This window comes from Corynebacterium urinipleomorphum (assembly GCF_900155535.1).
GTDB lineage: Bacteria > Actinomycetota > Actinomycetes > Mycobacteriales > Mycobacteriaceae > Corynebacterium > Corynebacterium urinipleomorphum.
In genome coordinates, this window is record NZ_LT706962.1 from 43,363 (window position 1) to 55,904 (window position 12,542).

A 12,542-nucleotide genomic window follows, 5' to 3' on the forward strand; every position below is an offset into this window, starting at 1 on the left:
CCTTATGAGAAGTCAGTCGACCAAGAATGAACCGGCGCGCCCGTCTTCTGATTCTCTAGGTACAGCCGCAGCACCTTCGCCAACGCTTCCTGCCGTTCCGGGGTGCCCGGTTTGGTTCCGACGCCCAGGTGCTCCAGCGCTTTCAGCTGCCATGTCGCGCCGTTCTGGCGGTGCCACGCGCGGCCCTCGATGATGCCCAAGTACTTGTCGGCCAGGTCCTCGTCGACGCCGAGTGCACGCAAGCCCTCGTGCGCCTGGTCGAGGAGGTGGTTGAGGACCAGGTTGGAGACGTCGATACGCCCCAGCGTCGGCCATGTCATCGTCGCCCCGATGCCGTCGCGGGCGCCGGCGTAGAAGTTCTCGCGAGCGTCCTCGAACGTCAGGCGCGACCACACCGGCCGGGTCTGTTCACCCAAGAACTTCACCAAGCCGTAGTAGAAGGCGGCGTCGGCAATGATGTCGATCGTGGTGGGGCCAGCGGCGAGCAGGCGGTTCTCCACGCGGATGTGCGACAGCTCCAGCGAGGGATCATAGATCGGGCGGTTCCAACGCCACACTGTTCCGTTGTGCAGGTTCAGGTAGTGCAGGCCTGGGCTGTTGCCATCCATCATCGGCTTGCCCGCCGCCGCGCGGGATTCCGGGATGAGGGGAGAGAAGTACCGGACATTCTCCTCGAAGAGGTCGAACACGCTCGTGATCCAGCGCTCGCCGAACCACACACGCGGGCGGACGCCCTGGTTGACCAGTGTGTCCGTGCGGGTGTCAATGGACTGCTGGAACACCGGGATACGCGACTCATGCCACGTTTTGTGCCCCATGAACAGCGGCGAATTCGCGCTCAGCGCCACCTGGGGGCCGGCGATCGCCTGGGACGCATTCCACGCCTCGGGGAAGCGGTCCGGGGCGACCTGGAGGTGCAGCTGCATGGACGTGCAGGTCGATTCGGTGGCGATGTCGTCGAAGGTTGCGCGGTAGCGCTCCTGCCGCGCGACGTCGATATGCACGAGCTCCCCGCGTGCCTCGACGACCATGTTGGAGAGCGCGGCGTACCGGTTCTCCGGCGTCATCCACTCGTCGCTTTGGAGGTAGTCCGTGGTCACTGTCGGCAGGGTGCCGATCATGGCCAGATTCGCGCCCGCCTTTTTCGCTGCCGCCCCCACGGCATGCAGGCGCTCGTTCAAGCCTTCGTGCAGCCTGGTAAGCCCGTCGCCGGAAAGATCCAGCGGCGGGTGGTTCAGCTCGACGTTGTAGCGGCCGACCTCAGCCTGGTACTCGTCCGTCAACTCCGCGAGCACGGCCTCATTGCATCCGGCGGGGGTCATGTCGTTGTCGACAAGGTTGAGCTCCAGCTCAAGCCCGATCGTGCCGTGGTCGACGAACTCGGCCTCCTGGAGGTGCTGGTCGAAGATCTCCAGATCATCCAGGAGAGCCTGGCGGTATTTCGTCCGCTCTTTGGGGGTGTAAGAATCGCGTGAAACGGCATCGCCCATGCGGAAATCTTATCCGTCTTTGCAGCGCAACCGCTGCATCGACGGTGAATTTCCATTCACGCTACTTTTGGTTGCGGTACCACCCGATGAGCGCGTCGGTGGAGGAATCCCCGGTGTCAGGGGCCGTCTCACCGGAAACCGCCGAGGCGAGCTCGTTCGCCTGCGCCTTGCCCAGCTCAACGCCCCACTGATCGAAGGAGTTGATGCCCCAGATCACGCCCTGCGTGAAAGTGATGTGCTCGTAGAGAGCGATGAGCGCGCCCAGGGCATGCGGGGTGAGCTCCTCCGCCAGGATCGTCGTGGTGGGGCGGTTGCCCGGCATCACCTTGTGCGGGGCGAGCTGCCTATCGACGCCACCCGCTTCCACCTCCTCCTGCGTTTTCCCGAAAGCGAGCACCTTGGTCTGGGCAAAGAAATTGCCCATGAGGAGGTCGTGCATGGAGCCCTCGCCGCTGGCGGTGGGGAGGTCTTCCTTGGGGTTGGCAAAGCCGATGAAGTCCGCCGGAATCATCGTCGTTCCCTGGTGAATCAGCTGGTAGAAAGCGTGCTGGCCGTTGGTGCCGGGTTCACCCCAGAAGACTTCGCCGGTGGCGTAGGTGACCGGTGTGCCGTCGATACGCACGCTCTTGCCGTTGGACTCCATGGTGAGCTGCTGCAGGTACGCCGGGAAGCGGGACAGGTCCTCGGAGTAGGGGAGCACCGCGTGGGTCTGTGCGCCGTAGAAGTTGCGGTACCAAATGTTCAGCAGACCCATCAGCGCCGGGACGTTCTCAGCGATCGGGGTCTCACGGAAGTGCTCGTCCATGGCGTGGAAGCCCTCGAGGAAGCGCATGAAGTCCTGCGGGCCGATGACAGCCATGAGCGACAGGCCGATCGCGGAGTCAACAGAGTAGCGGCCGCCGACCCAATCCCAGAACGGGAACATGTTGTCGGTGTCGATGCCGAACTCGGCGACCTTCTCCGCATTCGTGGACACCGCCACGAAGTGCTTCGCAATCGCCGACTCATCCCCGTCGAACTGCTCCAGCAACCACCGCTTCGCGGCGTGCGCGTTAGACAGGGTCTCCTGGGTGGTGAAGGTCTTGGACGCGACGATGAACAGCGTCTCGCCCGGGTCAGCGTTGTCGAGCACACTGGTCATGTCAGCTGGGTCGACATTGGAGACAAACTCCGCCGTGATCCCCGCCGTGGCGTACGTGCGCAGGGCCTTCGTTGCCATCGCCGGGCCCAGATCAGAGCCGCCGATGCCGATGTTGACCACCTGCTTGATGGTGTGGCCCGTGTGGCCCAGCCACTCGCCGGAGCGCAGCTTGGACGCGAAATCGCGCATGCGTCCCAGCACCTCGTGGACGTCCGCGGCGGCATCCTGCCCATCGACTTCGAGGTCCTCTTCCACCGGAATGCGAAGAGCAGTGTGCAGAACCGCCCGGTCCTCCGTGGAATTGATGTGCTCGCCGGTGAACATCTTCTCCGTGGCACCCTTGAGGTCCGCTTCCTCGGCAAGCTTCACCAGTGCGCCCAAAATGTCGCCGTCGACCAGGTTCTTGGACAAGTCGACGTGAAGGCCGGCAGCGTCGAAGGTGAACTTCTCGGCGCGTCCGCCGTCTCGGTCGAAGAGCTCGCGCAGTGTCGTCTTGTTCTTCTCCGCGTGGAGCTTCAGCAGGTCGTTCCAGGCAGTCGTGGAGGTGATGTCGGTCATGGCCACTCCTAGGGGTTCATCGATCAAATGTGCAGTCAATGTCTCCCAGACTAATGAAATTCGTGTCCGCGTTTGGGCCATAATGGGAAGGCATGAGCATTATTAAAATCAACGCGATCACCGTTCCCGAAGGTGCCGGCGAGCAGCTCGAGCAGCGCTTCCAGGCCCGCAAGCACGCCATCGACTCCCAGCCGGGCTTCGAAGGTTTCCAGCTGCTTCGCCCCGTCAAGGGCGAAGACCGCTACTTCGTGGTCACCCGCTGGGCTGACGAGGAGTCCTACAAGAACTGGTGGGCCGGTGAAGGCAAGGCTGCACACGGCCGCAAAGAAGGTGAAGAGCCCCGCAAGCCGGTCGCATCCGGTGCGGAGCTGCTCGAGTTCGAGGTCGTCCTCGATTCGCTCGAGGAGGACTAGGACCTAGCCCCTAACCCAATTTGCCCCGGCCCAGCCGCAGCAGGATCGCGGCGAGGTTGGGGCCTTCTTCTCCCAGTTCGTCCCGGAACTGGTTGATGATGGCCACTTCCCGGGTGTGCACGAGGCGCGTGCCGCCGGACCCCATGCGAGTTTTGCCGATGGCCGCGGAAATAGTGGAGCGGCGCTTCACCGCGTCAAGGATGACTCGATCGAGCCGGTCGATTTCTTGGCGGTAGGCCCGGATCTCCTCATCCGACAACGGGTCGTCTGTCCCGGACGGGTGCCTGATATCGCTGTTATCCACGCTCATAACCACTGATTCTGCCACGGATTCAATCGTGTATTCGAGCGGAGGAGAACGGATGGTTCACCCTGCCAAGTACGGTAGTACCCATCATGGGAACAGATTTGATTTTGGGGTTGAATCCGCAGCAGAAGGCAGCCGTCGAGCATTCCGGTAGCCCGCTGCTTATCGTCGCCGGTGCGGGATCCGGCAAGACCGCGGTGCTTACGCGGCGCATCGCGTATTTGCTGCAGGAACGGGGCGTGGCACCGTGGGAAATCTTGGCCATCACGTTCACTAACAAGGCTGCGGCGGAGATGAAGGAACGTGTGAGCCAGCTCATTGGCCCGCAGGCGGAGCGCATGTGGGTGGCCACGTTCCACTCGGTGTGTGTGCGCATCCTTAGGCAGCAGGCGCAATTGGTGCACGGGTTGAACACCAACTTCACTATCTACGACGGGGATGATTCCCGCCGTCTGTTGGGGATGATCGCCAAAGAGGCCAACCTTGATTTGAAGAAGTTCTCGCCCCGTGCGCTGGCGAATGCGATCTCAAACTTGAAGAACGAGCTGATCGGGCCGGATCAGGCGCAGGCGAACGCGGAGAAGACTAAGAACCCGTTCGAGGTCACTGTTGCGCGCGTGTACGGCGAGTACCAGCGGCGCTTGCGCGAGTCGAATGCGGTGGATTTCGACGATCTGATCGGTGAGGTCGTGGGGTTGTTCAAGCGCCACCCGCAGGTGGTGGAGTATTACCGCCGTCGGTTCCGCCACGTGCTCGTGGACGAGTACCAGGACACGAACCACGCGCAGTACGAGCTCATCCACACCCTCGTCGGTGATGGCCCGGATGCGCCGGAACTCGCGGTTGTGGGCGATTCGGACCAGTCCATCTACGCGTTCCGTGGCGCGACGATCCGAAACATCGAGGAATTCGAGCGTGATTATCCGAATGCCACCACGATCATGCTGGAGCAGAACTACCGTTCCACGCAGAATATTCTCGCCGCAGCGAATGCCGTGATCGCGCAGAATGCGGGGCGCCGCCCGAAGAAGCTGTGGACGGATTTGGGGCAGGGCGAGAAGATCGTCGGTTACGTCGCGGACAACGAGCATGATGAGGCCCGCTTTGTTGCCAGCGAGGTCGACGCGTTGGCTGATAGGGGAATGGATTATTCCGACATCGCGGTGATGTACCGCACGAATAACTCCTCCCGCGCGCTCGAGGACATCTTCATCCGCGCGGGCATTCCGTACAAGGTCGTGGGCGGCACACGATTCTATGAGCGGAAGGAGATTCGGGACGTGGTCGCCTACCTGCGCGTGCTAGACAATCCGGATGATTCAGTGAGCATGCGCCGCATCATCAACGTGCCTAAGCGCGGCATCGGGGACAAAGCCCAAGCAATGGTCGCGCTCTACGCGGAGAACCACCAAGTCAGTTTTGGGCAGGCGCTTATCGACGTCGCGGGTGGCGAAGGCGACGCAATCTCCTCCCGTTCCCGCAATGCCATCAGAGTTTTTGTGGACCTCTTGGCGGGGCTCCGGAAGGACATGGGTGAACTGGTCAATGAAGTGACGGGAATGCCCGACCTCGGTGGACTGGTGGCCCGCATCCTGGATGCGACCGGGTACCGCGCAGAACTGGAGGCCTCCAACGACCCGCAGGACGGCGCGCGCCTGGACAACCTGAACGAGCTTGTCTCCGTAGCGCGGGAATTCTCGTCGGAGGCGGCTAACCAGATGGCCTACGAGGATTTTGATCCTGAGAGCGGGGAAGCGCAGCCCGGTTCGCTGCAGGCTTTCTTGGAGCGCGTTTCACTTGTCGCTGACGCGGACCAGATCCCGGACGAAGGGCAGGGCGTGGTCACTCTCATGACCCTGCACACGGCGAAGGGGTTGGAGTTCCCCGTCGTGTTCGTCACCGGGTGGGAGGACGGCCAGTTCCCTCACTTACGGTCGCTCGGCGACCCGGATGAGCTCGCGGAGGAACGCCGCTTGGCGTACGTGGGTATCACCCGAGCACGTGAGCGGCTCTACCTCACTCGCGCTCTGCTCCGGTCGTCGTGGGGGTCCCCGGTGACGAACCCCGCCAGTCGCTTCCTCGCAGAAGTCCCGGAGGACCTCCTCGACTGGCGGCGGGTCGAGCCGGAGCGCTCCTTCTCGTCGGACGCCTGGGGGAGTCCCGCCCCCGTAAGGCGCAGTAAGCGGCGCACGGAGAGCAGCGTGAAGGTGAATAAGAACCTTCAACTGGCCAAAGGAGACCGCGTCAATCACGCGAAATACGGGCTGGGCACGGTCATGAGCGTCGACGGTGTGGGTCCCAGGGAGACCGTCACTATCGACTTCGGCTCCAGCGGCACGGTGCGCCTCATGCTCATCGGCGGTGTGCCGATGGAGAAGCTCTAACCGTCTAGACCGTGATGCCGCGTGCCTGGAACCACGGCACCGGGTCCACCTTGTTCTCACCGTCAGGCATGATCTCGAAGTGGAGGTGCGGGCCGGTGGAGTGGCCTTCGTTGCCCATCTCGGCGATCTGCTGGCCGGCGGTCACGCGCTCACCCACGCTGACGCTGTAGGAGTGGATGTGGCCGTAGACGCTGATGGAGCCGTCGTCGTGGCGGATGCGGACCCATTTGCCGAAGCCATTGGCAGCGCCCGCGTTGATCACAGTGCCGTCCATGACCGCAAGGATCGGGGTGCCAATGCCGTTGGCGATGTCGATGCCCTGGTGGAACGAGCCCCAGCGGGAGCCGAACCCGGAGGTGAAACGGCCCTCGGCTGGCATGACCACTTTCTGGCCGTTCGATGTCGTTCCCGTCTGCGGAGTCACCGAGGTGGTGGGCACCCCGACGGTGGCTTCTTCCTCGTTGTACTCGGGGAGGGCGCGGGGATCGTAAACGATGTTGTAACCGGCGGCGGAGAAGGTGGCGCCCTTGGAGAAGATGTCGTCGAGCGCCATGCCGATAGAGGGAAGGGCGGGGCCGATGCCGTCGACTTCCTGCCCATTGACGGAGACAGAGAATGCGTGGGCGGGGATGGCGGTCAGGGGAATCGCGAGCGCCACGGCGGCGACGAGTAGGCGTCGTTTCATGTCGTCCTTCTTCGCTTCTTTTGGGAACTAGTGAGAGGCCATAGGTCCTCCAACTCGACACATGGTATCGGCCGCTCAACACCCAATCAACGGGCATTTCCGCTGTTGGAACGCGACTAACGGTCGAACGTCGCAGAAAACACCTGTATATAGCTGTGAACCAATGTGACTAATGTGATTTCTGTGAGTTTGGGCCGGGGGTGAAAAGTGGGACGAAAAATCCCCCCGACTAGGTCGAGGGGATGAGGTGCTCCAGAAGAACTTAGAGGTTGATGCCGCGGGAAGACAGCCACGGAACCGGGTCGATGGCATCGCCGCCCGCCGGGTGCACCTCGAAGTGGAGGTGGGAGCCGGTGGAGAAGCCACGGGAGCCCATGCCGGCGATCTTCTGGCCGGCGTGAACCTTCTGGCCCACTGCGACATCGATGGTCTCCATGTGGCCGTAGACCGTGATGGTGCCGTCCTCGTGGCGCAGGCGAACCCAGTTGCCAAAGCCGCCGGCCGGACCAGCGTCGATCACTTCACCGTCGGAGACAGCGAGGATCGGGGTGCCAACGGCGTTGGCGATGTCGATGCCCTTGTGGAAGGTGCCCCAACGCGGGCCGAAGCCGGAGGTGAAGCTGCCCTCCGCCGGCTTCACGGACAGAGGCGCACGGGCTGCGAGGTCGGCGGCAGTGCGGGCCTTGGCGTACTCAACGGCCTTGCCCAGCTGCTCGGACAGGTTGTCGACCGGCTTGTACTCGCTGATGGCGAGGATCTGAGGTGCTTCCTGGGCGATCTCATCGGTGTCACCGTCGAGGGCGGCCTGAGCGGCGCTCGCGTTGTCCGCGTTCGCGGCGGACGCAGCGGAAATGCCGCCGGATGCGACCGCGCCGGTTGCTACCGCGACCAGTGCGACACGACCCTTGTTGGGGCTCTGCTTGCGGTGCTTGCCAGTGGTGCGGCGTGCGCTCGAAGAGTTCAAGGTTTACCTCGTTGAGATCGTCATTGGGTAACGCTTCGTTCCAGAATCGTAACCTCTTTGTTATCTACGGGAGGTAACACTAGCCAGTGCCGGGCGGTCAAGCAACCTAAATGATCGAAATCACTTATTCGTGTGCCCACGTTCATGCGTTACACGGTTAGGGACCAGGATCACACCATCGTGTCCCACCGCCGAAAAGCACTGCGCGCGTGCCAAGGTTGAAGGCAATGAGCAAGAAGTCTAGTCCTCCCACCAGATCAGCCCGCACGTCCCCGGCGGTGTCTCGCCGCCGTAGGGGTTCCGGCGCTGCGGATTCCGCTGTGCGCACCACGGCAGCCGATCGCGCACCCACCACTATGAAGGAGCGTGCGCGGCATTACCTGCCTTTCGTCGGCATCCCCAACCTGGTGCTAGTGCTCGGGGCGGTTGTCGCGTGCTTGGCTGCCATCCTTCTGAGCGGCGGCCGGTTGGCGGCGCTGCCGGCATCGATCGGTGAGACGTGGTTTGTCCTGCACGGTGTGCCAGTGACGTTCCAGGGCGTGACATTAGGGGCGATGCCGGTTCTGCCACCGATCGGGGTTGCAGCACTCATCGCGTGGCGCGTGCGCGTGGCAACGCGGGAGCGGGTCAGCATTCTCGACTTGTACGTGATTTTCGGGCTCGTGGTGCTGATTCCGTTCACGTTGTCCGCAATAGCCTGGTTCATGGTTGAGGACGCCACCGCGGTTTTCCCTGTGGCTCCGCCTGCACTCCACAAGGCGCTATTGATCCCGGTCTTCGTTCATTCGGTGGGCATGGCGTGCGGCATGAGCGGCCGTTTGTGGAAGGCGTTGCTCGTCAGCATCGGGGCTCCAGATTCGCTTTACGACGCCTCCCGGGCCCTCGTCCACCTCTCCCTCCGCCTTCTCGGTGCCGCTGCGGTCGTCTACCTGATTCTTCTGGCCGCCGGATACAGCCGCCTCGGCGAACTGCTCGACCAATTCCCGGTTCTGGGAAGTGGTGGGGGTTTCGCTCTTGTGTCGTTGAGCGTGCTTTACCTGCCCAATGCGGCGGCCTCCACGTTGGCGGTTCTCTTGGGGGCTCCGTTCGATATCGCGCAAGGAGGTGTTTCACTGTTCGGCTCGGCTTTGGTTCCGCTGCCGCCCTTCCCGCTTTTCGCCGCGATCCCCGGCGAGGTTCCCGTGTGGGCACCCGTATTGCTCGTCGTGCCGGCTGCCGTGATGATTCATTTCGTGCTGTCCCGCCGACTGGGGTGGACGGAAATCCTTATTGCCGCGGTACTCTCGGCTGTCTTTGCCGCATGTGCGGGACTCATGTCCGGCGGCGAGGTCGAGGCGTACGGCTGGATTGGCCCCAATCCGTGGTTCTTCGCCCTCGCCGCTGCAGTGTGGGTCACCGTGATTGCCGGTACCGCGTGGATCATCGCCCGCTTCACCCAGAAGCCGGAGACACAGGACGAACCAGCCGCTGAGGAAGAGACGGACGAGACCGGCGTGATCGACGCTGAGACTGACTCCGCAGCCTCTGAAGAAGGCGAGGAGGAACGTGAAGAGAAAGCGGAGGGCGCAGAAGAAACTGAGTCAGAGGCTTCAGAGGCTTCAGAGGCGGAGCCCGAGGAAGAGGTGAAGCCCGAAGAAGAGTCAGAGACCGACGTAGAGCCAGAAACAGCGACTGAACCAGAGGTTGAAGAAGAGGATTCTGACGGGGAGGAAGAGGAAGAAGGGGAAGCGGGGGACGTCGATAAGCAATCTGGCTCGACGGCGATCTCGGTTTTGCGCGGGGACCAGCTAGACTGATCAGACGTGACAGACTCTTCTCAGACTTCTGTGGCGGTGCTCGTCTCCGGTTCAGGGACGTTGCTCCAAGCGATTCTTGATCACCAGGGTTCGTACCGGGTCGATCTCGTGGTCGCTGATGTGGAATGCCCGGCGTTGGACCGGGCACGGTCGGCGGGTGTCCGGGCCGAGGTTGTGCCGTTGTCGGGCGACCGCGACGAATGGAACCGGCGGCTCGCTGAAACGGTGGGGGACCCGGACATTGTGGTGTCCGCGGGCTTCATGAAGATCGTGGGGGAGGCTTTCCTCGCACGATTCGAAGGCCGCTTGATCAACACCCACCCCGCGCTGCTGCCGTCTTTCCCGGGTGCCCACGCCGTGCGCGACGCGCTCGCGTACGGCGTGAAGGTCACAGGAACGACCGTCCACTACATCGATGCCGGCGTGGATACCGGCGAAATCATCGCTCAGCGTGCGGTGGACGTGCACGCGGGGGAGACTGAAGAAGAGTTGCACGAACGCATCAAGGAAGTGGAGCGCGCTCTCATCGTGGACACGCTGAACCGCGCCGTCACCTCAACTACCGGAAAGGTCGAATTTCCAGCATGAGCACCCGCACCCCCATCAAGCGCGCACTGATCAGCGTCTACGACAAGACCGGCATTGAGGAGCTCGCCGCAGCTCTCGCCGAGGCCGGTGTGGAGATCGTCTCCACTGGTTCCACTGCGCAGCGGATCAAGGACGCCGGCGCGAACGTGACGGAGGTCGCGGAACTCACTGGCTTTCCGGAGGTTCTTGAAGGCCGTGTGAAGACCCTGCACCCCCGCGTCCACGCTGGCATTCTGGCGGACCTGCGGAAGGAGGACCATGCGAAGCAGATCGAGGACCTCGGTATTGAGCCCTTCGAGCTCGTAGTGGTGAACCTCTACCCGTTCTCCGAAACAGTCGCTTCCGGAGCGAGCTTCGACGAAGTCGTGGAGATGATCGACATCGGGGGCCCCTCCATGGTCCGCGCGGCAGCGAAGAACCACCCGTCCGTCGCAGTCGTGGTCGACCCAGCCAAGTACGGCGAGGTCATCGAGGCCGTCAAGAACGGCGGGTTCGACGAGGACCAGCGCCGCCAGCTCGCCGCAGACGCGTTCGCGCACACCGGGCTTTACGACGCCGCAGTGTCCTCCTGGTTCGGCGAGCAACTGGGCAACCCGGATAAGGCGACCACTCTCCGCTACGGCGAAAACCCACACCAGGCCGCGAGCCTCATCTCGGACGGCACGGGTCTGGCCGGCGCGACCCAGCACGGTGGCAAGGAAATGTCCTACAACAACTACCAGGATGCGGACGCTGCATGGCGCGCCTGCTGGGACCACGAGCGCCCATGCGTCGCCGTGATCAAGCACGCCAACCCGTGCGGCATTGCAGTGTCCGATGAGTCCATTGCGGACGCGCACAAGAAAGCCCACGCTTGCGACCCAATCAGCGCCTACGGCGGTGTGATCGCCGCCAACCGCGAGGTCACCCTTGAGATGGCTGAGCAGGTCAAGCCGATCTTCACTGAGGTCATCATCGCCCCGAGCTTCGCCGACGATGCTCTTGAACTGCTACAGACCAAGAAGAATCTCCGCATCCTCACGGCCGAGAAGCCGGAGCGCGAGGGCAAAGAGATCAAGCAGATCTCCGGCGGCACGCTCATCCAGGACATGGACATCTACCAGGCCGAGGGTGACAAGCCGGAGAACTGGCAACTCGTTGCTGGTGAGCCCGCCGACGAGCAGACGCTCAAGGACCTCGAGTTCGCGTGGAACGCAATCCGCTGCGTGAAGTCCAACGCCATCCTCATCGCCAGCGACGGTGCCGCCGTCGGTGTGGGCATGGGGCAGGTCAACCGCGTCGACTCCGCGAAGCTGGCCGTCGACCGCGCTAACACCCTCGACGAGGGACGCAACCGTACCAACGGTGCCGTCGCTTCCTCTGATGCATTCTTCCCGTTCGCCGACGGTTTCCAGATTCTCGCTGATGCCGGAGTCAAGGCCGTCGTCCAACCTGGTGGCTCCATCCGCGATGAAGAAGTCATTGCAGCAGCGAATGAGGCGGGTGTGACCATGTATTTGACCGGGACGCGCCACTTTGCCCACTAGGTCCCACTAGGATGTAAGACTCTTGAAGGAATTTTTGACCGGACAAGAATTCCTGCCCAGACAAAAGGACAACGAACGTGAGCATCCCGACGTGGGGCGGACCTGAGCCCCAGTACCAGCCGCCCCAATCGCCTCAATATGGGGGTCCGTACCAGCAGCCGCCAGCACCGAAGCAGTCGAACACAGCTCTCGTCGTGGTCAGCACCGTGGCGATCCTGCTGGCGCTCGCGCTCGTCGGGTTCTTGGCGTATTACCTCGTGTCTGGTGGCGGCCCCGGCAATAAGTCGGACGGGGCGGCCGCGCTCACGAGCCGGTCAGTCGATTCTCCGCCGCCGGCCGCCAAGTCGACGGTCACGACGACGGTTGATGAACCGGCTCCTGCGCAGAAGCCGGTCTCCGCTTCCTGCGATTACTCCACATGGGATGTCACTGATCCGGAGGTGACTACACCCGGATTCGCAAGCAATGTCTACAGCGATTTCAAGGCCGCCTGCCGCAATGAAGGCACGCCCAACGTCACGCTCGTGGATGTGTACAGCCCGACCACCGAGAAGTACTACACCATGACCTGCCGCGACCGCGGCGATCAAGTGGTGTGCACCGGCGGACGCAACGCTGCCGTCTACATCTCGTGAAACGGCAGCTAGCGGCGCTTGCCGGTCTTGGAACACTGACACTGAGTGCTTGCAC

At 62.9% G+C, this 12,542-nt stretch carries 11 protein-coding genes; 6 read left to right on the forward strand and 5 right to left on the reverse strand.

The genetic code is table 11. The annotated features are described in order from the left end of the window. Positions 1-2: 2 nt before the first annotated feature. Together CZ338_RS00865 and pgi are read right to left on the reverse strand one after the other, a co-directional pair. Positions 3-1,490 (reverse strand): glutamate-cysteine ligase family protein, encoded by a 1,488-nt coding sequence (locus tag CZ338_RS00865; RefSeq protein WP_087116243.1) that lies wholly within the window; start codon positions 1,488-1,490, stop codon positions 3-5. A gap of 61 nt (positions 1,491-1,551) precedes the next feature. Continuing rightward, the gene (gene pgi, locus CZ338_RS00870) at positions 1,552-3,189 is read right to left on the reverse strand and encodes a glucose-6-phosphate isomerase (protein ID WP_087116244.1); all 1,638 of its coding nucleotides are present in this window, start codon (positions 3,187-3,189) and stop codon (positions 1,552-1,554) included. 92 nt (positions 3,190-3,281) lie between these two features. On the opposite strand from pgi, the gene CZ338_RS00875 reads away from it, so the two are divergent. Further along, positions 3,282-3,602: an antibiotic biosynthesis monooxygenase family protein gene (locus tag CZ338_RS00875; protein WP_087116246.1), complete on the forward strand. Its 321-nt coding sequence runs from the start codon at positions 3,282-3,284 to the stop codon at positions 3,600-3,602. A 10-nt stretch (positions 3,603-3,612) separates the two neighbouring features. On the opposite strand, the gene CZ338_RS00880 is transcribed toward CZ338_RS00875, so the two are convergent. After that, positions 3,613-3,912 (reverse strand): chorismate mutase, encoded by a 300-nt coding sequence (locus tag CZ338_RS00880; protein ID WP_204211824.1) that lies wholly within the window; start codon positions 3,910-3,912, stop codon positions 3,613-3,615. A gap of 86 nt (positions 3,913-3,998) precedes the next feature. On the opposite strand from CZ338_RS00880, the gene pcrA reads away from it, so the two are divergent. Next, the gene (gene pcrA, locus CZ338_RS00885) at positions 3,999-6,293 is read left to right on the forward strand and encodes a DNA helicase PcrA (protein ID WP_087116250.1); all 2,295 of its coding nucleotides are present in this window, start codon (positions 3,999-4,001) and stop codon (positions 6,291-6,293) included. Between the two features lie 4 nt (positions 6,294-6,297). Here the strand turns inward: pcrA and CZ338_RS00890 are convergent, their stop codons facing one another. Beyond that, complete coding sequence (locus CZ338_RS00890; RefSeq protein ID WP_087116252.1) at positions 6,298-6,978, reverse strand: M23 family metallopeptidase; 681 nt, start codon at positions 6,976-6,978, stop codon at positions 6,298-6,300. A gap of 262 nt (positions 6,979-7,240) precedes the next feature. Continuing rightward, the gene (locus CZ338_RS00895) at positions 7,241-7,942 is read right to left on the reverse strand and encodes a M23 family metallopeptidase (protein ID WP_087116254.1); all 702 of its coding nucleotides are present in this window, start codon (positions 7,940-7,942) and stop codon (positions 7,241-7,243) included. A gap of 227 nt (positions 7,943-8,169) precedes the next feature. Between CZ338_RS00895 and CZ338_RS00900 the strand changes: the two genes are divergently transcribed. The 4 genes from CZ338_RS00900 to CZ338_RS00915 all read left to right on the forward strand — a co-directional run bounded on the left by CZ338_RS00900 (position 8,170) and on the right by CZ338_RS00915 (position 12,487). After that, the gene (locus tag CZ338_RS00900; protein WP_143341221.1) at positions 8,170-9,738 is read left to right on the forward strand and encodes a cell division protein PerM; all 1,569 of its coding nucleotides are present in this window, start codon (positions 8,170-8,172) and stop codon (positions 9,736-9,738) included. A 6-nt stretch (positions 9,739-9,744) separates the two neighbouring features. Beyond that, entirely contained in the window at positions 9,745-10,326 is a 582-nt protein-coding gene (purN, locus tag CZ338_RS00905) for a phosphoribosylglycinamide formyltransferase (protein ID WP_087116258.1), read from the forward strand. Beyond that, positions 10,323-11,852, forward strand: coding sequence for a bifunctional phosphoribosylaminoimidazolecarboxamide formyltransferase/IMP cyclohydrolase (gene purH, locus CZ338_RS00910; RefSeq protein ID WP_087116260.1), 1,530 nt, complete (start codon positions 10,323-10,325; stop codon positions 11,850-11,852). Before purN ends, purH begins: the two co-directional genes overlap by 4 nt. A gap of 77 nt (positions 11,853-11,929) precedes the next feature. Further along, positions 11,930-12,487, forward strand: coding sequence for a hypothetical protein (locus tag CZ338_RS00915; RefSeq protein ID WP_143341222.1), 558 nt, complete (start codon positions 11,930-11,932; stop codon positions 12,485-12,487). Positions 12,488-12,542: the final 55 nt, after the last annotated feature.